We start from the raw sequence: 21,229 nt of genomic DNA, 5'->3' as shown, positions 1-21,229 counted from the left end.
ATCAGCCCTGCGGATCGGTCGTATGCACCCTGACCTGCGCGGAAGTGCCCGGGGAAGGGGGTGCGGGGGCACACCACCCTGATAGGCGACAGCCCCGCCGGAAGGGTCCGGCGGGGCTGTCGTCCGTACGGTGTTGACGCGTGGGCGCGGGCCCGGGGCGGCGTCGTGGGGTCCGGTCAGATGTGACCGACGCCCGCGCCCGCCTCGGCGTTCGCACCGCGCTTGGTGAGTGTGGCGACCAGTGCGGCGACCACCGCGACGATGCCGGCGACCATGAACGCCGTGCTCATCCCTGACACGAAGGTGTCATGGGCGACGCCCGCGATCTTCCCCGCGATCTCCGGCGGGACCTTCCCGTCCACCGGCGGGATGCCGACCTCGACGGCCGAGGACGCCTGGTCCAGCTGCTCCGGGCTCAGCGGCGGGAGCTGGGCCGCCTTCCAGTTGTCGGCCAGCTTGGAGTCGACCTGGGAGGCCATGACGGCGCCGAGCACCGCCGTACCGAGGCTGCCGCCGACCTGCATGGCGGCCTGCTGGAGGCCGCCCGCGACGCCGGAGAGCTCCATCGGGGCGTTGCCGACGATGACCTCGGTGGCGCCGACCATCACCGGGGCGAGGCCGAGGCCGAGCAGACCGAACCAGATCGACATGGTCAGGGTGCTGGTGCCGATCTCCAGCTGGGACATGCCGAACATGGCGGCCGCCGTGCACACCATGCCGCCGACCAGCGGGACCCGCGGGCCGAACTTGGTGATCATGGCGCCGGCGAGCGGCGAGGCGACGATCATCATGCCGGTCAGCGGCAGCAGGTGCAGGCCGCTGTCGACCGGGCTCAGACCGTGCACGTTCTGGAGGTAGAAGGTGACGAAGAACAGCCCGCCCATGAACGCGAAGGCCATCAGCACCATCAGGACCGCACCCGCGGACAGCGGTACGGACTTGAACATGGCGAGCGGGATCAGCGGTTCCCGGACGTTCTTCTGGGAGAGCGCGAAGACCACGAACAGGGCCACGGCGGCGCCCAGGAAGCCGAGCGTCTTGTAGTCGCCCCAGCCCCACTCGGCGCCCTTGATGAGCGCCCAGATCAGGCAGAACATCGCCTGCGACAGCAGCACGATGCCGCCGATGTCGAAGGAGCGCGGCGCGTTCTCGGCGCGGTGGTCCTTGAGGATCACCAGGCCCAGCACCAGCGCGAGCACCCCGACCGGCACATTGATGAAGAAGACGGACTGCCAGTTGACGTGCTCGACGAGCACACCGCCGAGGATCGGGCCACCGGCGGTCGAGGCGCCGATCACCATGCCCCAGATGCCGATCGCCATGTTCAGCTTCTCGGCCGGGAAGGTGGCGCGCAGCAGGCCGAGCGCGGCGGGCATCAGCAGGGCGCCGAAGAGGCCCTGGAGCACCCGGAACACGATCACCAGGGCGACGCTGTCGGAGAGGCCGATGGCCCCGGATGCCGCGGCGAAGCCCACGACACCTATGAGGAAGGTCTGGCGGTGACCGAACCGGTCACCGAGTTTGCCCGCGGTGATCAGGGAGACCGCGAGGGCGAGCATGTAGCCGTTGGTGATCCACTGGACGTCCGCGAGCGAGGCGTTCAGGTCCTGCTGGATGGCGGGGTTGGCGATCGCGACGATCGTGCCGTCGAGCGCGACCATCATCACGCCGATGGCCACGGAGAAGAGCGTCAGCCAGGGGTGGCCGCGCAGCCCCTTGGCGGGTGCGGGAGCGGCGGTTTCCTGCGGCTCCCGCGACGCCTTGTCGACGGTGGTCTGACTAGTCATGCCGGGGACATTAGTGTCAGCCTCTGACAGTTGACAAACCATTTCACAAGTCGGTAACTGTCACGTAGCTCACAGGTACGCTGAGCTGGACAAAGCAGGAGAAAGAAGGCCAGTTAAGTGACCGATGGGCAGCGGGCGACGCATCCGACCGGGCTGCGTGAACGGAAGAAGCGACGCACCCGGGACGCCCTGCTGCACGCCGCCCTCGATCTCTTCACCACGCAGGGGTACGACGAGACCACCGTCGACGAGATCGTCGAGGCCGTGGAGGTCTCCCAGCGCACCTTCTTCCGCTACTTCGCCAGCAAGGAGGAGGCCGCCTTCGCCATCCAGGAGATGGTGGAGTCGCGCTTCCTCGCGGAGCTGCGCCGACGCCCCGCCGCCGAGGCCCCGTTCGAGGCGCTGCGCAGCGCGGTCCTCGCCGCCTGGAACAGCATCGGCGAGACGATCGAGGAGATCGTCACGGTCGAACTCCACATGCGTACGTACCGGATGATCGAGTCGACGCCCTCGCTGCTCGCCGCCCACCTGCGCCGGTGCACGGGCCTGGAGAACCAGATCGCGCTGCTGATCGCCGGGCGCGAGGGGCTCGACGTGGACAAGGACCCGCGGCCGAGGGTCGCCGTGGCCGCGTTCTGCGGGGTGATGCGGGTGAGCGGTCAGCTCTGGGGGCGGGGCCGGGACGCCGGCGTGGATTCGCTGCGCGCACTGACCGAGGCGTACCTGGACCAGCTCGGACCGGCCCTGGCCGGCGACTGGCGGGCGGACACCCGGCCGGCGTGACGGCGGGAGCCCCGCACACCGCTCTCCGCCCCATGTGCCGCATGCCTCACTTCCGCGGCATGACCGACTTCACAACAACCGTGCCCCGACGGCCAGATGCGATCTCCAGGAGGCACTTCGCGCGCCTGAGCGTGCGTGTGACAACCACACAGCGTGAAAAGCGAGCCGCCGAATTCCCCGCAGCGGAGTGATCTGTGTCACCCTCTTCACGGCTGTGGTCGCGCGTCTCCTAATGTGGGCCGGAGTGACTTCCTTCGACTCCTCCCCCACGCTCACCGCATGGCGCGCGCTGCTCGCCGTCGCGGTCGTGTTCGTGATGCTGGCGACCACTGGCTGGACCGCCGTACGTCACCAACGCTCCGACGAGCCACGCACCGTCGCACTCGCCGCCTGGGCGCGGGGGCAGGTGGCGGGTCATGCGCTGCCGGACGCCGACGCGCCGCCGTACCGGCTGGCCCAGTTCTTCGCCACGCTCACGGCCGCGCAGCGCACCGCGCTGGCCGACAAGTACCCCTTGGTCGTGGGAAATCTGAACGGCGCGCCGGTGACTCTGCGCTACCGCGCCAATCGGCTGGCCGTGGCGCAGGCCCGGAAGGTCGAGCGGCAGCGCATGCACGATGTGCGGCTCTCCCCCGACGGCCGCGCCGAGGCGGTCCGCCGAATGCACCGCTTCGAATCGATGCTCGCCCGCGGCCGCCACTTCCTCGCCTTCGACCCGTCCGGCAAGGGCCGCGCCGCGGAGGTGTTCGGCAGTCTCGACCTGGCCGAGCGGATCTCCGTGATCGTCCCCGGCGTCGACACCAACCTGCTGACGCTGGAGCGGACCGGGGCCAAGGTGAACGCCGCCCCGGTCGGCATGGCGAAGTCGCTGTACGCGGCGGAGCGCACCGCCAGCCCCGGCACCCGTAGCGCCGTCATCGCCTGGGCCGACTACACCACGCCCGCCGGGATCGGCATGGACGCGGCCCTGGGCAACCTCGCGGAGCGCGGGGCGGTGCGGCTGAACGCACTGGTGGGCGCGCTGCCCGGCTACGCCCCGGTCTCGCTGTTCTGCCACAGCTACGGATCGGTGCTGTGCGGGGTCGCCGCGCATGAACTGCCCGCCAGGGTCGGCGACATCGCGGTGGCCGGCAGCCCCGGCATGCGGGTGGAGAACGCCGCGCAGCTGCGCACCGGGGCCAGGGTGTGGGCGATGCGCGACCGGGACGACTGGATCGAGGACGTGCCGAACCTGGAGCTCGGCGGCCTGGGCCACGGGGCCGACCCGGTCGACCCCGGCTTCGGCGCGCGGATCGTCTCGGCGGGCGACGCGGTCGGGCACAGCGGCTATTTCGAGCCGGGGACCGAGAGCCTCGGCAACTTCGCCGCCATCGGCGTGGGCGCCTACGACTCGGTGAGCTGCGCGCCCGCCGACAGCACCTGCCACGAAACAATCACCGGTAGCCGAGCCGTCTGACAGCCGCAAGGCCTCGGTGCGCCATCGATCGCGGCCTGCGCCGAGGGGGGACGTGTGGGGCAAGTGCCGCATACGATGAGGCACATGGGTGATGTGCTGGCCGGAATTCATGCCACCTGGGAGTTCGACACCGACTCCGTGCTCATCCGCTTCGAACGGGGGATCCGCACGCCGAAGCTCTTCCAGAGCCTGCGTGAACGCCGCGTCCCGCACGCGGCGCTGTCGTCGGTGACGCTCACCCCGGGCAAGCGGGGCACGGTGGTCCTGCGTGCCGTGCCGAGACACGGTGCCGACCCGCTGGTCGAGGCCGCGGCCGGGCAGCTGAAGGACGGCTGCGATCCGTACCGGCTGGTGCTGCCCGCCGAGCGCGAGACGCTGGCCGAGTACTACGCGGACGAACTGCGCGCCCGGCTCGGCGCCGACGCGGCGGAGCCCGCCGACCGGTTCCTGGTCGCGGCGCCCGAGGCCCCGATGCAGTTCAAGGCGTACGACGGCCGGGCCGCCTTCGACGGCCACCGGGTCTCCTTCCGCTGGTTCTGGACGGGCGCCTCCACCACGAAGTGGAAGGCCGGCGACCAGACGTTCCCGGTGACGGAGCTGAGCGATGTCGAGTGGCGCTCCCCGGAAGGGTTCGAGGGCTATCTTCGGCTGGTGCCCAGGGGCCTGGAGAACGCGGTCCCAGGACCGGGCGCGGGCCCCGGCCGGAGCGGTGGTCCGGGCCTGGTCACGGATCCGGATCCGGATGCGGCGCACGGCCCGCAGCCGATGGCGCCCCGCCCCACCAGCGCCGATCAGGACCCGGCCGCGGTGGTCTTCGGCCTCGGCTACGGCCCGGTACACGAGTCGCTGCCGTTCGCCGCGGCCGTGCTGGAAGCGGTGCGCAGGAACCATTCAGCTGCCGTCGCGCCCGCCTCCGTCCTCGCGGGCGCCGGGCGGCGCGACCCCGCGGACATCGCGGAGCGGATCCGGCACCTCGGGGAGCTGCACCGGTCCGGTCTGGTGACGGACGACGAGTTCAGCGCCAAGAAGGCCCAGCTCCTCGCCGAGCTGTAGAGCGCTTGCGGCGTTACGGCATCGCGGAGTTACGGCCTTCCGCCCCGCGGACCGGCCGGTAGTACGCCGTACGAGAGGACCGGCCCGCGGACCGGCCGGTAGTACCCCCGTACGAGAGGACCGGCCCGCGGATCGAGCCGGTAGTACCCCCGTACGAGAAACCCGGCGGCCGACCGCAACCCCGGTATGACGCCACCGGCCCGGTCCGCTGCCTACGCTGATGCGGCCATGACCACTTCCCCGCCGTACGTCCCGCCCGAGGCGCCGCCGCGCCCGCCACCCGCCGCGGACGGCCTGGTGAGCGCCGCCCGCCGCAATCTGCGCGAGATCGCCCACGGGCTCGCCCACCCGTCCCATCCCCCGCTCCCACCCCTGGCGGGTGCGCGCAAGAGGTGGCGGAGGCTGCTGCCGTACGCGGCCGTCCTCGCCCTCGCGGCGATCTTCGTCCCGACCACGCTCACGACGCTCACCAACGAATACGGGGTGGCCGACGCACTGGCGGGCCTGCTGACCGTCGCCCAGACGGCGCCGCTGCTGATGCTGGCGCACCGCCCGTTGCAGGCGTGGTGGATCATCTTCCCCGCCGACATCCTGGGGGCACTGGTCCTGCTCGGGTACCCGGACCCGCCGCAGGGCATCTGGCCGTGGCCCCCGCCCACGCTGATCTGCTACTTCTTCGTGATGCTGGCGGTCGCCCTGCGCGAGACCCGGCAGACCGTGATCGCCGTCTGGGCGCTGACCGCCGTGGCGAGCCTGGTCCTGCACGTGAGCGCCACCGACCGCAGCAACGGCACCTCGGCGCTGCTCCCGGCGTTCGGCGCCGTGTTCATGGTGATCGGTGCGGTGATCCGGGAACGGGGCGACGTACAGCGCCGGCTCGCCGAGCAGGAGACCATCAGCGAGGCCGAGCGGGCGCAGCGCACCCTGCTGGAGGAGCGCGCCAGGATCGCCCGTGAGCTGCACGACGTGGTCGCGCACCACATGTCCGTGATCACGGTCCAGGCCGACTCCGCGCCCTACCGGATCAGCGGGCTGCCCGAGGAGGCGCACGAGGAGTTCGCCGCGATCGCGGCGAGCGCCCGGGAGTCGCTGACGGAGATGCGGCGGCTGCTGGCGGTGCTGCGCAGCGACGGCACCCAGGGCGAACGGGCACCGCAGCCGGGGCTCGACCGGGTGCAGCAGCTGGTGGAGGCGACGGTACGGGCGGGGCTGCCGGCCGAGCTGTCGCTGTCCGCCGGGCTGCCCGACGTACCGCAGGCGGTGGACCTGTCGGCGTACCGGATCGTGCAGGAGGCCCTGGCCAATGTGATCCGCCACGCCCCTGGTGCGCGGACCCGGGTATCGATCACGTCCGACGGCGCGCATCTGACCGTCCTGGTGGTCAACGACCGTGCGGAGCAGCCCGATTCGCCGCTGGAGACGGCCGGGACCGGGCACGGCCTGGTCGGTATGCGCGAGCGCGTACGGTTGACCGGCGGCACGCTGGACACCGGACCGCTGCCCGACGGCGGTTTCCGGGTGGCCGCGCGGCTGCCCCTGGCCCCTGCTACGCCCACGCCCCCGTCCTCGGAGGACTCTTGACCATTCGCGTGATCATCGTCGACGACCAGGCCATGGTGCGGGCGGGGTTCGCGGCACTGCTCGCGGCGCAGAGCGACATCGACGTGGTGGGTGAGGCGCCGGACGGGCGCCGGGCCATCGACCTCAGCCGCAGCGTCCACCCGGACGTGGTCCTGATGGATGTCCGGATGCCCGAGATGGACGGCCTGGCGGCGGCCCGCGAGCTGCTGAACCCGCCGGTGGGGGTGGTGCACCGGCCGAAGGTGCTGATGCTCACCACGTTCGACGTGGACGACTACGTGTACGAGGCGCTGCGCGCCGGGGCGTCCGGCTTCCTGCTGAAGGACGCGCCGCCCGCCGATCTGATCTCGGCGGTACGGGTGGTCGCGGCGGGCGAGGCGCTGCTCGCCCCGTCCGTGACGCGCCGCCTGATCGCGGACTTCGCCCGGCAGGGCCCGACCGGGGCCACCCGGAGCGGCCAGTCGCTGCGGCTGAACGGGCTGACTCCGCGCGAGACGGAGGTGCTCGAACTGATCGCGCGGGGCCTGTCGAACCAGGAGATCGCGGGAAAGCTGGTGCTGGCCGAGCAGACGGTGAAGACCCACATCGGCCGGGTGCTGGCCAAGCTGGACCTGCGGGACCGGGCGCAGGCGGTGATCTTCGCGTACGAGGCGGGGGTCGTGGTGCCGGGCGAGGGGTGAGGGGCGAGAGGTAAAGGGTGAAGGGTGAAAGGCCGGGTCCGCCCCCTGACGGCGGACCCGGCCCCTACGCCTTCGCTCCGGTCTTCTCGGCCGCTACGCCTTCGGGTTCTTGTGCCACTTGCCCTTGACGCAGGTGTCGCCGGTCCCCCAGACGTCGTTCTTGCAGACCACCACGCGGGCCTTCAGCACGTTGAAGGTGTCCGTGTAGCCGGGGAACGTCGTGGTCCTGCCCTTGCCGACGCAGTCCGCGTTGTCGTTCCAGGCCCGGCTCTCCCCGTCGGTGACGGTCTTGCCCCACCTGCCCCCCAGGAACTGCATGAACGCGAACGTGTCGTCTCCGTCCTTGCAGCTCTGGTCGTTGACGTAGACCTTGATCTTTCCGGTCTTGCCGGGCCCCGTCCACGTCCACGTGGCGTGCGCGTACCCGAACTTCGCGTTGGCGATCGACGAGCCGCTGGTGCCGCGGATCTGCGCGCTCGACGCGGTGTCCGCCGACGCCTGGGCGGTCGTGGCCGTGACGCCTGCGGCAAGCAGCGCGGCGGTCCCCAGGGCGGCAAGGGCTGTCTTCGTCCTGAACATGATTTCTCTCCGTTCTGCATCTGCCCCCGTGGGCCGATGCTGTGCAGTACGGGCTGTTCGGAACGAGTTGAGCACTCGGCCGAGAGGACCAGAAGCACCGATTTGTGTGCACGCCGCCCAATCCCTGCCCCCGCGCTGTGCACGCTGCGCAATCCGGGCACGAGGCAGGGCGTGATGCACAGCCCGGTTCCCGCCCGACTGCGCACGGTGCACGGCGCAGGACGCACGACGCACGGCGCACGACACGCGGTGCGCCGTCAGAGCGGGGAGTCGCCCGCGAGACTGAGTGCGTGGACGAGGTCGTGGACCCCCGAGCCCGAGCTCAGCAGATCCCGCGTCAACCGCCGCTCGGCGGTGCGCAGATGCGCGGTGACGGTGGTCCGGCTGCATCCCAGACGGCGGGCTGCCCGCTGGGCGTCGGCGTTGGCATCGATCCAGGCGCGCAGGGTGTGGTGCACGGGTTGGTACCGGGCGTCCTGGAGGGGCGCCAGGAACGTACGGCCCCACTCCGCCGCCGGCCGGGTGCGCAACAGCTCTTCCAGGGCGGGCGGGTCCGCATGCGCGGAAGTCCGCCCGACCTCCGGGTGCAGGGCGGCAACACCCAGGGCCAGGGCCAGGGTTGCCCGGCAGCGGATGTCGCGGAGGTTCAGGCCGAGTGCCGACTGCGCGCGGCCGAGGTGGGCGGTGACCGTGTTGCGGCTGACGTTCAGGATGCGTGCCACGCCTGAGCGGTGGAAGTGCATCGCGAGACGGGTGATCTCGGTGGTGAGCTCCGGTAAGGCGGCCAGCGGTCCGAGGACGGAGCCGGCCCACTCGATGGCCCCGGCCCGGGGCAGCAGCCGCTCCAGGGGTTCCTGACCGTGGTAACCGGCTACCCGCCCCCGGGTGTTGGACGCCACGGCGAGGGCGTGCCGGGCCTGCTCGTACGCCTCGGCCGTCGCGGGGAGCGGATGGGAGCCGCTGATACCCAGCGCGTAGTGGGGGTTGTCCGCGACGAGGTCGCGGAGCACCGCGGCCAGGCCGTCGGTGGCTTCGGCGCCGCTCCCGTCCCGGTCCCGGTCGGCGATCAGGCAGACGAGATGCTCGTCGTAGACGGGGCACCGCACCATCAGGCCGTCGCCGTGGTATCCGGACGGGTCCTGGTGGGCCTGGTCGATCCGCTCGCGGTCGTCCTTCCCGCACCGCAGGATGTGGACGCGCAGCCGGTCGCATTCGAGCAGCTCGGGCACGGCGCCGATCGTCATGCGGCGGGCCAGCAGGGGATCTCCCGCCTGAAGGGCCATCAAGACGCCCATCCGCAGCTGGTGCGCCTTCTGCTGGTAGCCGCGGGTCCTCCGGTCGGTCTCCCGGGCGCGGTGCAGGGCGGCGAGAATCCCGCCGGTGTGGGAGGCCAGGGCAGCGGCCCGGCGGGTCAGCGGGGCGGGGCTGACCAGCACCAGCACCCGGCGCGGCAGCTCCGTGCCGACCGCTTCGAGCCGCACCTGCGCCGTCCCGACGTCCATGGCGGCCGAGGCCACCCGCCCGGTGGTCAGCCGTGCGAGCATCGGTTCGAGGTGTTCCAGGACGCGCTCGGAGAATCCGGACGTCGACAACTCCACCGTCTTCATCGTGCCGTTGACGATCGCCACTTCCGCACCGAGCTCACGCGGCAGCCACTCGGCGATCATCCGGAGATCGGCGTCCGGCTTCCAGGCCGTCTGGCCGACCAGGGACAGGAACTCGTCGAGCCGCTCGGCGGGCCGGCGCGTCATGGGGTCCGTCATGCTCAGGTTCCTCCTGAGTCGTCCTGGGGCATATCGCCCCGAAGGAGGGCCGGCCCTGCGGGCGGCCAGGGTCTTCTGCTGGCTACCCGCTCACTCGAAGCGCATACGCCCTACCCCGGTATGACCCCGTACTTGGCCCCGTGGTGTGACGCCCCCGGCCCCGTCCTCTCCCTAACTTCCTCCCGTCGCGCCGAACGGCGCACGGAAACCGGATCAGCCGGTTCGACCGGAGAGGGAGGACGACGGAATGCGCCGTTACGCGAGGACTCTGGTCGCGGTCGCGCTGGCCACCACCGTGGTGACGGGAACGGCCGGCTGGGCGTCCGGGAACGCACAGCAGGCCCTCACCGGGCCGCCCCCGGGCACGGCGGCCTGGCGCACCGATCACACGCTGGGGCGGGAGATGCCCGACCCCGGGCGCAGCACACCCGCCGAAGTGGCGCGCTTCTTCCGGGGGTTGACCACCACGCAGCAACAGGCCCTGGCCGTACGCCATCCGCTCGTCGTCGGCAACCTGGACGGCGTTCCGGTCGAGCTGCGCTACCGGGCCAACGCCCTTTCCCTGCAGGCCGGTCACGACCCCCGGTACGCACACCTCGCACAGGACCGGCGGCGGCAGATCCTCGCGTTCGACCCGCGCGGACGCGGTCAGGTCGCCGAGGTCTTCGGGGACCTGCGCACCGCTCGCCATGTCGCGGTCGTGGTGCCGGGCTCGGACATCGACGCCGGGACATTCGACCGTACGAACGATGTGTACGGCACTCCGGCGGGCATGGCGAAGGCCCTGTACGCCCGGACCGGGCCCGGCAGCGCCGTCGTCGCCTGGGCCGGGTACACCGCCCCCGTGGGCCTCGGCGTCGACGCGGCGACGGGGTCGCTCGCCGAGGCGGGGGCCGGCCGGCTGACCCGGTTCACGGACGGCCTCGCGGCCGACGGCGTGCCCGCGCCCGCCGTGTTCTGCCACAGCTACGGCTCCGTCGTGTGCGGGCTCGCCGCGTCCCGGCTGCGCGCCAGGGACCTGGTGGTCCTCGGCTCGCCCGGGATGCGCGCGGACGACGTCGCCGATCTGCGCACCGGGGCCCGGGTATGGGCCGCGAAGGACGCCACGGACTGGATCGACGACGTGCCGAACGTCGAGTTGGCGGGGCTCGGCCACGGCCCCGACCCGGCCGCCCCGGAGTTCGGCGCACGCCGGGTCCCGGCCGACGACGCCCGGGGCCACACCGGCTACTTCGCCCCGGGCACGGACTCGCTCCGCGCCTTCGCCGCGATCACCGAGGAGAGGGCGCGGTGAGCGGAGCGGGCAGCGGCTACTCGCGGGCGGTGGCCGTCGAGCTCATGTCCGGGTACCGGTCCCCCGCCACCTGTCCGGCGATCGGCTCCAGCTGCGCCAGCTCCTCGGCGGTCAGGACGAGCCGGGTGGCGGCCACGTTCTCCAGCAGCCGGCTGCTCTTGCGGGTGCCCGGGATCGGCACCACGGTCAGCCCGTGCACCTGGGCCCGCTGCTGCACCCAGGCGAGCGCGACCTGCGCGGCCGAGGCCCCGTGTGCCGCCGCGATCTTGTGGACGGGCTCCAGCAGGGCGGCGTTCTTCTTCGCGTTGTCGCCGGTGAAGCGGGGCTGGTGCTTACGGAAGTCGCCCTCCGACAGCTCCTTGGACGCGTCCGTGAACGCCCCGGTCAGGAACCCCCGTCCGAGCGGCGAGTACGGCACGAGAGTCACCCCGAGCTCGACGGCGGCCGGTACGGCGCTGCGCTCGACGTCCCGGCTGAAGAGCGACCACTCCGACTGGAGGGCGGCGATCGGGTGCACGGCGTACGCCTCGCGCAGCTCCGCCCCGGTCACCTCGCTCAGCCCGAGCTGCTTGACCTTGCCCTGCCGGACCAGCTCGGCCATCGCGCCGACGGACTCGGCCAGCGGGACGGCCGGGTCGCGGCGGTGCATGTAGTAGAGGTCGATGACGTCGGTGTCCAGCCGTCGCAGGCTGTCCTCGACGGCCTTGCGGATGTACGCGGGGTCGTTGCGCACGCCCCGGTAGTGCGGGTCGTCGTCCCTGCGCTCGATGGCGAACTTCGTGGCGAGCGTGATCTCGTCCCGGTGCGCCCCGACGAACGGGGCGAGGAAGGTCTCGTTGGCGCCGCTGCCGTAGATGTCCGCGGTGTCGAAGAGGGTGACACCGGCCGCCAGCGCCGTCTCCAGCGTCTCGCGGGCCGCGGCCTCGTCGGTGTCGCCGTAGAACTCGCTCATGCCCATGCAGCCGAGTCCCTGCACGCCGACCTGCGGGCCGCCGTTGCCGAGCTCCACGGTGGTGATCTTTTCGTCAGTCATCAGGCACTGGGCCTTTCCGGCGCCCGCCGGGCGCCCGCATAGAAGTCGATCTTGTAGTCGAGCACGGCGAGGGTGTCCTGGAGCTCCGCGATCCGCGTCAGCACGTCGCGGCGGGTCGCCTCCAGCAGCTCCTGCCGTTCCTCGAAGGTGTGCTCGCCCTCGCGCAGCAGCTCCGCGTACCGCACCATGTCGGCGACCGGCATCCCGGTCAGCCGCAGCTTGCCGACGAACGCCAGCCAGTCCAGGTCGCGGTTGCTGAAACGGCGCTGGCCGGTGTGGGACCGGTCGACGTGCGGCATCAGCCCGATCCGCTCGTACCAGCGCAGGGTGTGCGCGGTGAGCCCGGTGAGGGCGACGACCTCGCTGATGGTGTACCGGTCCCGCCCCTCGGGACGCGGATGCGGCTGCGGGGCCGTGGCGCAGGCGTCCACCTTCACTGAAGTGCTCTCCATCACCGTCATGACCTCCACGCTAGAACCTTGGAGTGCACTCGAAGCAAGCGCAATCGGTGACAGGTCTCAGGAGAGGCGGGGGAGCTCCAGCCCGGGGATGAAGGGTGACGTGGTCATGCGGGAGAGGGTGCCGGATCGGCGTTTGCCGATCGAAGGCTTTTCCCCGTCCGGCAGGTCGCGGTCGACCGCGCGTACTGTCGGCCCCGCGCGGACCGGGCGACCCGGTCGACCGAGGGTCCGATGACCCCGCCCGTTACGCTCATATGCATGCAGAGCAGCCTGGCGATGATCGACAACTGGCCCGTTCCCACCGCGGCGGCGGCCGTCGTACGAGCGGACGGCACCGTTCTCGGTACGCACGGCCCGACCGCGCACCGTTTCCCGCTCGCCTCCGTCACCAAGCCGATCGCGGCCTACGCGGCGCTCGTGGCGTACGAGGAGGGCGCGGTCGAGCTGGACGAGCCGGCCGGGCCGGAGGGCTCCACCGTGCGGCACCTGCTCGCGCACACCAGCGGGCTCGCCTTCGACGAGCACCGCACGACGGCCGCGCCCGGCACCCGCCGCCTGTACTCCAACGCGGGTTTCGAGGTGCTCGGCGACCACATCGCCAAGGCCACCGACATCCCGTTCTCCGAGTACGTGCGCCAGGCCGTTCTGGAGCCTCTCGGGATGACGGCGACCACGATCGACGGCTCGCCCGCCAAGGACGGTGTCTCGACCGTCGACGACCTCGTCCGGTTCGCGGCGGAGGTGCAGGCGCCCCGCCTGCTCGACCCGCGTACGGTGCTGGCCGCGCAGACCGTCGTACACCCCGGCCTGAAGGGCGTGTTGCCGGGCTACGGCCACCAGAACCCCAACGACTGGGGGCTCGGCTTCGAGATCCGGGATTCCAAGTCGCCGCACTGGACGGGCAGTTCGTCCTCCCCCGCGACCTTCGGCCACTTCGGTCAGTCCGGCACCTTCCTGTGGATCGACCCGGTCGCGGGCGCGGCGTGCGTCGCGCTCACCGACCGGGCCTTCGGCCCGTGGGCGGCCGAGGTGTGGCCGCCGTTCACGGACGCGGTGCTCGCGGAGCTGCGTTCCGCCCGCTGACGCGGGGCGCCGTCGCCGCCCGGCGTCCCGGCTCGGACCGGCTCGCCCCACCACCACGACTCGGTCAAGACGATCAGCACGCCCGTCGTCACCCGCGAGGGTGACCCGCGATGCGCAACGGAGCGCACATAACGCGCCAAGAGTTGCGACAGACCGGCCGACGGGCTGCGGACCCCACGGGTCCGCCCCTAGCCTTTCCGGTATGGGTCTTGAGGAGTGGGGGCTGGTGGTGGGCGTGGTCGGCACGGTCGCCGCGGTGGTCTCGACCGGTATCGAGGTACGTGGCCGAATGTCCCGCAGACGGTCTCCCGCCCCTGCCTCGCCTCCCGTGAATCAGGGCGGGCGTTATGACGTATTCATTTCCTACGCCGAAGCGGACAGCGGAGCGGCGGAAACACTGGCCGGTCGGCTTTCCGCCGAAGGGCTGCGCGTTTTTCTGGCCAAGTGGATCGGTCCCGGTCTTGTGGAGAGTCTGGAGAAAGAAGCGGCTCTGAGCTCCTCGGCCAACGGAATCCTCGTCTTCAGCACCGCGACCATGAACGACGCCGCGATCCGCGACGAGTACGCCGCCCTGCTCGACCGTGTGCACACCGGCGGCCGACGGTTCGTCCCCGTGCTGGTGGAGGACGTGGAGTTACCGCCCTTCGCCCGCATCCGCAGGCCGGTGGATCTGCGAGACCCGGACAGCGCCCCGTTCGACGACGGCCTCGCCATGCTGGTGCGAGCCTTGCAGCCCCGGAGCGATGCCACCTGATCGACGTATTCCTCTCCTACGCCCACGAGGACGCCGCGTGGGTGAGAAGGCTGGCCGGCGGTCTCCGCCGGCGTGGTCTGACGGTCTTCTTCGACGAATGGGACGTGCTTCCCGGAGACGTGGTCGTGCACCGCACCGACGCGGCGATCAGCGACGCGGTGTGCGCCGTCGTGGTCATCAGTCCGGCTTCGGCGACGTCACCGCGGGCACTTGAGGAATACGCGGCCCTGGCCACGGCCGGAGCGGCGCGGAACCTTCGGTTCATTCCCGTACTGATCGGCGACACCACCCTTCCGCCCTTCGCTGCCAACCGGGTCTGGCGCGACTTCAGGAACGTGGACGAGCGGGAATACGAAGGCAAGGTCGAGGAACTCCTCACAGTCGTTCTGGGCGAGACGGAGCGCGAGGCGCCGGGCGGCTCCGGTACACCGCTGCGGGAGGAGAACCTGGCGGCGGCACTGCCGTCGCCGCCCCGCCCGCTCACCTCGCCGGACCGCCGTGCCTTCGTGCTCTGTTATGCCGCGGCCGACGCGGCCTACGGCCTGGCGCTCGCCGACCAGTTGAGATCCGCCGGGCTGCCCGTCTGGTCGGCCGCCGATCTCCGGCCCGGGGATTCCCAGTTCTGGACGATCCGGCAGCAACTGGCCGCTGCCGCGGCCGTCGTCGTACTGATGTCGCCGCACTCCCAGGATTCCGACGACATCACCAGCATGATTCTCGAAGGAATGCTGCACCAGCGTCCCTTCTTCCCCGTCCTGCTGGAAGGACAACGCAACTACCACCTGGCGCACACCTGGTACGTCGACGCACGTGACGGCCGGCTGCTGAGCCCGGCCGAACTTGACCTTCTGCGGGACCTGGACGGCGATCGGCCGGATGTCTCCTTCCCGGTGTTCCCGGCCCCGCTCGCCCGCCCGGCAGTGGGGACGGTACGGATCCCACCGGCCGCTTCCCTCGAACGCCTGGACGCCTATCTGCGCGAAGGGGAGTTCGCGCACGCCGACCTCCAGACCACCGCCGTCGTCCTGGAGGCGGCGGACCGGCTCGACGAGGGGTGGGTGGGCACGCGGCACGTACGCACGATTCCCTCCTCGGTGCTGGCCGGTATCGACGCGGTGTGGGCGGACCATTCGCACGGGAGGCAGGGATTGCGTGCACAGGCGGCGCTGGGCCCGGTGCGCCGTGCGCGGCACGCGGACTTCCTCGCGCTGTCGGTGGCCTGCGGCTGGCGGAGTTCCGCGGACGCCGCGGTGCCGCGGCCCTACCGCGAGTTCACCGACCTGGCAGGCCCCGGCCCTCGCAGCGGTTTCTATCCCACCCTGCGCAATCCTCAGAACGGGCTCTTCCACGACTGGTACGACCAGTGGACCGCCACGGTCCTGGCCGTCCAACTGCATCCCTGGAACGGAAGGAACAGCAGATGAATCTGGTTGTTTTCCTGATCGGGTTCGGTGTGGCCGTGTACTTCGGCACGCCTGCGGGATACGTATTGGTAGGCCTGTTCGGCATCGTCGTACTTGCCCGCCGTGCTGCACACAAGCACCGCATGCGCGACGAACAGGGAGAGAACTGGAAAAACAACGGATGCGCGGAATCAGGCCTCATCCTGATCCTCCTTTCATTGACCGGTCGGGAGTTGTCGAAGGTGAATCCCTTGGTTATTTTCCTGGTCGTACTGGCCGTTTTGCTGCTGATTGCCGTTCTCGGTGCGTGGAGCGGCTACCGCACCGTCCCCGCCGAGCATGTCGGAATCGTGCGGCGGGTCCTGGGCTCCAGCCATCCGGAATTCCGGCACATCACACCGCACGAAACCCGGGGAATCCTTGCGCGTACGCTGCTGCCGGACCGTTCCAGTTGGCTCATGCCCATGCTCTACGAAGTCGAGTACGTACCCCGGACGCGGGTGGCCGAGGACAAGATCGGCCTGGTCACGGCCAAGGCGGGGAAGACGCGGCCGGCCAACCGCTCCGTGGCCATGTCCGTGGAATGCGACAACTTCCAGGACGGCCAGGCCTTTCTGCTGAACGGCGGGGAGCAGGGCAAGCAGGTCGACACACTGGCCCACGGCCAGACCTACGACATCAATACGAAACTCTTCAAGGTCAAACAGGTGGACCGCGTCCACGTCCCCCCGGGAACGATCGGCCTGGTGAATGCGAAAGCGGGCGGGCTCCGGCCGCCCGGCAGTCTCTTCGGCCCGCACGTGGAGTGCGAGAACTTCCAGAACGGCGGCCGGTTCCTCGCCGACGGCGGTGAACAGGGCAGGCAGTTGGCCATTCTGCAAGGAGGCGCCTACTACAACATCAATCCGGCACTGTTCGAGGTCGTCACCGTCAACAATCTCCGGAAGAAGGATGGAGGACTGACGGCCCAGCACCTGCAGGAGATCTCCATTCCCATCGGCTACACCGGAGTGGTGATCACGCTCGACGGCGCGGAGCCGGATTCGTCCGATCAGCTCGGGCCGCGCATTCCCGGACATCAGGGCTTTCAACTGCCGTGGGTGTTCCTGCGGAACGGTGGGCACCGGGGCGTGCAGGAGGAAACCCTCCGCGAGGGCACGGTCTGTGCGCTCAATCCGTACTTCGTCCGTGTCGTGCTGATCCCGACGCGTCTGCTCATTCTGGAATGGAACGACAAGACCCCGGCGGAGTCCCGGAACTACGACGCGCATCTGGGCCGGATCGCGGTCACCGTCCAGGGCCACCGGCTGCTCGTGGAAATGAGCCAGACACTGCAGATTCCGCCGGCATCCGCGCCCATTCTGGTCAGCAAGAACGGCGGCAGCCAGACGACGGGCCTCGGCGGTCTCGACCCGGACCCGCTCCCCGTCCAGCGATTCGTGGAACGGGTGCTGGGCGCCATCGTCGCCTCGTACTTCAACGAGATCGCAGCCGCGGCCACCGTCAGGGAATTCCTGGAGGCGTACGCGGAGACCCGGACCGACCTGGCCTCCCAGGTGCGCAACGCGCTGCAGGAATGGGGCGTGGAGGTCCGGAACACCACCCTCGGTGAGTTCAGGGCCGAGGACCCGATGCTCAACGAGATCCTCAAGAAGCCGGCCCACGAGCAGATGCGCAGTGAGCTGCTCGACCTGGAACTGGCCAACGCGGAACGCGAGGACGCCATCGACGTGGTGCGGGTACAGGCCGAGAGCCGACGCATGGCCCTGGACCTCAAGGCCCGCATCGACGTACTGGGACTGAACAACGTCATGGTGCTGGAGATGCTCGCGGAGATCACCAAGGCACCCGTTCCGCAGTTCATCGGAGGCGGCGACCTCTCCGCCTACCTGGAGACGCAGCCGATCGCGCGGCTGGAAGAGCTGCTGGACAAGATGCGGAGTCTGCACGGGGACGACGCGATCACCGGTGACGCCCGGCCTTCGCTGGCCAAGGGGGACGCCCGGGCAGACCTCCCGCCCCAGGCAGATCTCCCGGCCCAGGCCGATGTCCGGGACGTCCCGAGGGACGCCGGGTAGGGCGACCGAACCGCCTGGGACCCTGGTTCGGATGGTGCGTGCTTGTGCGCGCTCGGCCACGCACCCTCTCCGCTCGACGTGACACTCACCCCCTCACCTGTCACGTCGTAAAGGCACACCCACCTTGGCGGTCATGCGCGACCCGCCGACGGAGCGTGCTCATGCCCCGTGACCCGGCGGCGGATCATCGGTCGGCCGCCTTCGCGGCCAGGCACTCGAACCACACCGTCTTGCCGCGCCCGTCCGGGCGCGGCTCCACGCCCCACTTGTCGGTGACGGCATCGACCAGCACCAACCCGCGTCCGCCCTCGTCGAGTTCATCCCCCACGGCCATCCTCGGCACGTCCGGGCAGCTGTCGGCGACCTCGACGCGCACACCACCGGCCGCGAGCAGGAAGATGAACGTCTGGCAGCGACGGCCGGGTACGTACCGCACGACGTTCGCGATCAGCTCGGTCAACGCCAGCTCGGCCGCGTCGGCCACTTCGAGCAGGCCCCAGCCCGTGAGGTACAGGCGCAGGATGCGGCGCAGATGCCGGGCCGAGTGCTCGCCCATCGCGAAGTCGGCATGGTAGGTCGGCTCCGCTGCATCCCCGGCCCGCGGATCAATTACGTGATTCATGTCACCAGCGTGCAGCGGACTGATTACGCTCGGCTACGTACGGAAACGAACGCCGCGAGGCGTTGAACGCCGGAGGTGCCCCGCCGTGGCCAACATCCAGACGCTTGATCCCAACGCCTCCCCACTGGACTACTACGGCTGGGAGTTACGCCGTCAGCGCGAGGCCAACAACCTCAAGCAGGGCCAGCTCGGCGACATCATCTTCTGCACCGGCTCGCTGATCGGCCAGATCGAGACGACGAAGAAGATCCCCACCCGCGACTTCTCCGAGCGGGTGGACGCGGCGCTCGGCACGGACGGCGTGTTCTCGCGGCTGGTCGGCCTGGTCCTGCGCAGCCAGCTGCCCACCTGGTTCCAGCCTTACGCGGACATGGAGGCCAAGGCCGCGTACATCTCCACGTACCAGGCGCAGTTGGTCCACGGGCTGTTGCAGACGGAGGGCTACGCGCGGGCGCTGCTGGGCGTCGATTATCCGGAGAAGGTCGATGACATGGCGGCGGCCCGCCTGGATCGCCAGAGGATTCTGCGGGGCGAGAATCCGCCCGCGCTGTGGGTCGTCCTGAGCGAGGCGGCGCTCCTCCAGGAGGTCGGTGGACGCGACGTCATGCGCTCCCAACTGGCCCGACTGTTGGGCTTCCGCGACAACCCCTGGGTCCAGATCCAGGTGCTCCCGTTCTCCGTCGGGCAGCACACGGGAATGATGGGCTCGTTTACCCTGCTCAGGTTCGAGGACGACCCCGACCTTTTCTACGTGGAGAGCTACGACCAAGGGCACATGACCGCCAATCCCCAGCTGATCAAGGAACGTTCGGTCGGCTACGCTCGGTTGCAAGCCACAGCCCTCTCCCCCGAGGACTCGGCGACATTGATCGCTCGTGTGATGGAGGAACGCTATGGGGACCAGTCAGAATCTGACCGGAGCACAGTGGCGTAAGTCGTCGTACAGCGGCACCAACGGCGGCGAATGCGTCGAGTGCACCGTCACCGGTGGCGCGACCTGGCGCAAGTCCAGCTACAGCGGCAACACCGGCGGCGATTGCGTCGAGGTGGTCGACGGCCTTCCCTGCGCCGTGCCCGTGCGCGACAGCAAGAACCCGGACGGCCCGGTCCTGATCGTCGGGGCCGATGCCTGGCGGACGTTCGTGGGCGGGCTCGTCTGACGGCACCGCCAAGACCCGCACGGCAAAGGGGGCCGGGACGACCTGGAGTCGTCCCGGCCCCCTTCGTCTTCGTCTGTCTTCGTCAGACGAGCGGCTCGATCATGTGGGTCCGGTGCCGGGACCGCGTGGCGGCGTCACCCGACCAGTCCGTCCGGTTCGGGTCGAGACCCACGCCGTTGGCGAGGCCGAGACTGGCGATCACCGCGTTGTGCTCGATGCAGGCCTGCCGCAACGGATCGATGAAATCGCTCTGCAGATCCGCCTGGGCGACCGCCGCTCCGGCGCTGACCTTCGCGTCGATGAAGTCGTAGACCCGCTCCAGCTGTTCGGACCGGGGCGTGATGGCGCCGTCCCCGGTGAAGTTGAGGTCCGGTCCGCTGCTGCCCGGGTCGTCGTTCCTGACCGCCGGTTCGGGACCGAGCGCGAAGTTGGCCGGAACGTTCTTCAGCGCCTTCGACACTGCGTTGAGTTGGGCGCTGTTGCTCGTGAAGGCCGTCGGGGCGACCGGCGCCAGGGCCGTCACGACGTCGGTCAGCTGGGTCGCGGTGAGGAGCCCGGCGAACTTTTCGAGCAGCGACTTGGGCACGATGTGGTGCAGGGTGTGCACGAGTGCGTTGCCCGGGTTGGCCGCCTTCTCCGCGGCCAGCGCGTTCTTCGTCGGGTTGTTCTTCCAGTCACCGGCACGCTGTACCGGCGTGGGGCCCGCGCCGCTGCCGGTGCCGGAGGCGGCGTCCTGGCGGAGCAGCTGGACGACGGCGGCGTTGCCGAGGCTGCTCTGAAGGGCCAGCGGCAGGTGCTCGGGGAGTTCCTCCGTCTCCGGCCGCCTCACCTGCGTACGCGCACGAGCGGCGCCGTGTGTGCGGTCGAAGTCGCGTGCGCGCATCAGAAGCCTTCCGGAGGGGTGCACAGGGCTTACCACTCCATGCCTACGTCGAAGGCCCCCGTGCGGGCCAGGTACCCGAGGGCAGAATCGGTCGGCCCGCCGGACAGAGAGGCGTGGCCGACCCGGCACCCGCTACTCTCCTCGGCCATGGCAGACATAGTCCGCGCCACCGCAGCCGACGTCCCCGCCCTCGCCGCCGTGCTCGCCAGCGCCTACGCCGAGGATCCCGTCTGGAGCTGGCTCATGCCGAGCGACCGGGACAGGCGGCTGTGGCTGCTGTTCACCGCGCATCTGGCCCAGCAGGTCCCGGCCGGCCGGGTGTGGACCGATCCGGAACGCACCGTCGCGGCGGTGTGGGCGGAGCCCGGGAAGTGGAAGCTGCCAGTGACGTACCTGCTGCGCAACGCGGGGCCGCTGGTACGCGCGGCGAGAGCTCAACTCCCGCGTACCGCCGTGCGGTTGTTCGCGATGGAGCACCGCCACCCGGCCGGGCCCGAGCACTGGTACGTCGAGTACATCGGCACCCACGAGGACGCGCGCGGCACGGGGCGTGGGGCCCGGGTGCTCGGCGGGCTGCTGGAGCAGGCGGACGCGGACGGGCGGCCCGTCTTCCTGGAGTCCAGCAACCGCCGCAACCTCACCTTCTACCAGCGGCACGGCTTCACCGTGCACGAGGAGATGACGTTCCGGTCCGGGCCGCCGATGTGGTCGATGTGGCGCCGCCGGGACGCGGACTGACCTGGGCCGACGAGGCGCGGTGGGGCGTTGCGGGCCGC

At 70.5% G+C, this 21,229-nt stretch carries 20 protein-coding genes; 13 read left to right on the top strand and 7 right to left on the bottom strand.

Annotation, left to right across the window (positions count from 1 at the left end):
- Positions 1-176: 176 nt before the first annotated feature.
- Positions 177-1,787, bottom strand: coding sequence for an MFS transporter (locus ACFYY1_RS02755; RefSeq protein WP_388579885.1), 1,611 nt, complete (start codon positions 1,785-1,787; stop codon positions 177-179).
- A gap of 117 nt (positions 1,788-1,904) precedes the next feature.
- On the opposite strand from ACFYY1_RS02755, the gene ACFYY1_RS02750 reads away from it, so the two are divergent.
- The 5 genes from ACFYY1_RS02750 to ACFYY1_RS02730 all read left to right on the top strand — a co-directional run bounded on the left by ACFYY1_RS02750 (position 1,905) and on the right by ACFYY1_RS02730 (position 7,340).
- Positions 1,905-2,570, top strand: coding sequence for a TetR family transcriptional regulator (locus tag ACFYY1_RS02750; RefSeq protein ID WP_388579882.1), 666 nt, complete (start codon positions 1,905-1,907; stop codon positions 2,568-2,570).
- A 244-nt stretch (positions 2,571-2,814) separates the two neighbouring features.
- Positions 2,815-4,026, top strand: a complete 1,212-nt coding sequence (locus tag ACFYY1_RS02745) for an alpha/beta hydrolase (protein WP_388579879.1) — start codon at positions 2,815-2,817, stop codon at positions 4,024-4,026.
- A gap of 84 nt (positions 4,027-4,110) precedes the next feature.
- Positions 4,111-5,079: a DUF4429 domain-containing protein gene (locus tag ACFYY1_RS02740; protein WP_388579878.1), complete on the top strand. Its 969-nt coding sequence runs from the start codon at positions 4,111-4,113 to the stop codon at positions 5,077-5,079.
- A 228-nt stretch (positions 5,080-5,307) separates the two neighbouring features.
- Positions 5,308-6,660, top strand: a complete 1,353-nt coding sequence (locus tag ACFYY1_RS02735) for a sensor histidine kinase (RefSeq protein ID WP_388579875.1) — start codon at positions 5,308-5,310, stop codon at positions 6,658-6,660.
- Positions 6,657-7,340: a response regulator gene (locus ACFYY1_RS02730; protein WP_388579872.1), complete on the top strand. Its 684-nt coding sequence runs from the start codon at positions 6,657-6,659 to the stop codon at positions 7,338-7,340. Before ACFYY1_RS02735 ends, ACFYY1_RS02730 begins: the two co-directional genes overlap by 4 nt.
- Before the next feature lie 93 nt (positions 7,341-7,433).
- Here the strand turns inward: ACFYY1_RS02730 and ACFYY1_RS02725 are convergent, their stop codons facing one another.
- Both ACFYY1_RS02725 and ACFYY1_RS02720 read right to left on the bottom strand, forming a co-directional pair.
- Positions 7,434-7,919, bottom strand: a complete 486-nt coding sequence (locus tag ACFYY1_RS02725) for a hypothetical protein (protein ID WP_388579870.1) — start codon at positions 7,917-7,919, stop codon at positions 7,434-7,436.
- A gap of 257 nt (positions 7,920-8,176) precedes the next feature.
- Positions 8,177-9,682 carry a helix-turn-helix domain-containing protein gene (locus tag ACFYY1_RS02720; protein ID WP_388579867.1) on the bottom strand — a complete coding sequence of 502 codons (1,506 nt, stop codon included), beginning with the start codon at positions 9,680-9,682 and terminating at the stop codon, positions 8,177-8,179.
- Between the two features lie 247 nt (positions 9,683-9,929).
- Between ACFYY1_RS02720 and ACFYY1_RS02715 the strand changes: the two genes are divergently transcribed.
- Positions 9,930-10,976 carry an alpha/beta hydrolase gene (locus tag ACFYY1_RS02715; protein ID WP_388579864.1) on the top strand — a complete coding sequence of 349 codons (1,047 nt, stop codon included), beginning with the start codon at positions 9,930-9,932 and terminating at the stop codon, positions 10,974-10,976.
- Between the two features lie 16 nt (positions 10,977-10,992).
- Here the strand turns inward: ACFYY1_RS02715 and ACFYY1_RS02710 are convergent, their stop codons facing one another.
- Both ACFYY1_RS02710 and ACFYY1_RS02705 read right to left on the bottom strand, forming a co-directional pair.
- Positions 10,993-12,009 carry an aldo/keto reductase gene (locus ACFYY1_RS02710; protein ID WP_388579862.1) on the bottom strand — a complete coding sequence of 339 codons (1,017 nt, stop codon included), beginning with the start codon at positions 12,007-12,009 and terminating at the stop codon, positions 10,993-10,995.
- Positions 12,009-12,470, bottom strand: a complete 462-nt coding sequence (locus ACFYY1_RS02705; protein ID WP_388579859.1) for a MerR family transcriptional regulator — start codon at positions 12,468-12,470, stop codon at positions 12,009-12,011. Before ACFYY1_RS02705 ends, ACFYY1_RS02710 begins: the two co-directional genes overlap by 1 nt.
- A 258-nt stretch (positions 12,471-12,728) precedes the next feature.
- Here ACFYY1_RS02705 and ACFYY1_RS02700 point away from each other — a divergent pair, with 258 nt between their 5' ends.
- From ACFYY1_RS02700 to ACFYY1_RS02685, 4 genes are all read left to right on the top strand, one after another.
- A complete protein-coding gene (locus ACFYY1_RS02700; RefSeq protein WP_388579856.1) occupies positions 12,729-13,553 on the top strand; it encodes a serine hydrolase domain-containing protein in 825 nt (274 codons plus the stop codon).
- Between the two features lie 202 nt (positions 13,554-13,755).
- A complete protein-coding gene (locus ACFYY1_RS02695) occupies positions 13,756-14,307 on the top strand; it encodes a toll/interleukin-1 receptor domain-containing protein (RefSeq protein ID WP_388579853.1) in 552 nt (183 codons plus the stop codon).
- Positions 14,308-14,348: 41 nt separating this feature from the next.
- Positions 14,349-15,731 carry a TIR domain-containing protein gene (locus ACFYY1_RS02690; protein ID WP_388579850.1) on the top strand — a complete coding sequence of 461 codons (1,383 nt, stop codon included), beginning with the start codon at positions 14,349-14,351 and terminating at the stop codon, positions 15,729-15,731.
- On the top strand, positions 15,728-17,788 hold the full coding sequence (locus ACFYY1_RS02685; protein WP_388579848.1) for an SPFH domain-containing protein: 2,061 nt from the start codon (positions 15,728-15,730) through the stop codon (positions 17,786-17,788). Before ACFYY1_RS02690 ends, ACFYY1_RS02685 begins: the two co-directional genes overlap by 4 nt.
- A gap of 184 nt (positions 17,789-17,972) precedes the next feature.
- Here the strand turns inward: ACFYY1_RS02685 and ACFYY1_RS02680 are convergent, their stop codons facing one another.
- Positions 17,973-18,410: an ATP-binding protein gene (locus ACFYY1_RS02680; RefSeq protein WP_388579845.1), complete on the bottom strand. Its 438-nt coding sequence runs from the start codon at positions 18,408-18,410 to the stop codon at positions 17,973-17,975.
- Between the two features lie 85 nt (positions 18,411-18,495).
- Here ACFYY1_RS02680 and ACFYY1_RS02675 point away from each other — a divergent pair, with 85 nt between their 5' ends.
- Together ACFYY1_RS02675 and ACFYY1_RS02670 are read left to right on the top strand one after the other, a co-directional pair.
- Entirely contained in the window at positions 18,496-19,344 is an 849-nt protein-coding gene (locus ACFYY1_RS02675; protein WP_388579842.1) for a helix-turn-helix transcriptional regulator, read from the top strand.
- Positions 19,304-19,570, top strand: coding sequence for a DUF397 domain-containing protein (locus ACFYY1_RS02670; protein WP_388579839.1), 267 nt, complete (start codon positions 19,304-19,306; stop codon positions 19,568-19,570). The genes ACFYY1_RS02675 and ACFYY1_RS02670 overlap by 41 nt, the downstream gene beginning before the upstream one ends.
- A gap of 82 nt (positions 19,571-19,652) precedes the next feature.
- On the opposite strand, the gene ACFYY1_RS02665 is transcribed toward ACFYY1_RS02670, so the two are convergent.
- Positions 19,653-20,453 (bottom strand): hypothetical protein, encoded by an 801-nt coding sequence (locus ACFYY1_RS02665; RefSeq protein WP_388579836.1) that lies wholly within the window; start codon positions 20,451-20,453, stop codon positions 19,653-19,655.
- A gap of 147 nt (positions 20,454-20,600) precedes the next feature.
- Here ACFYY1_RS02665 and ACFYY1_RS02660 point away from each other — a divergent pair, with 147 nt between their 5' ends.
- The gene (locus ACFYY1_RS02660) at positions 20,601-21,191 is read left to right on the top strand and encodes a GNAT family N-acetyltransferase (RefSeq protein WP_388579833.1); all 591 of its coding nucleotides are present in this window, start codon (positions 20,601-20,603) and stop codon (positions 21,189-21,191) included.
- Positions 21,192-21,229: the final 38 nt, after the last annotated feature.

The organism is Streptomyces sp. NPDC001890, from assembly GCF_042891445.1.
Lineage (GTDB): Bacteria > Actinomycetota > Actinomycetes > Streptomycetales > Streptomycetaceae > Streptomyces.
This window is presented reverse-complemented; position numbering and strand designations above follow the sequence as displayed.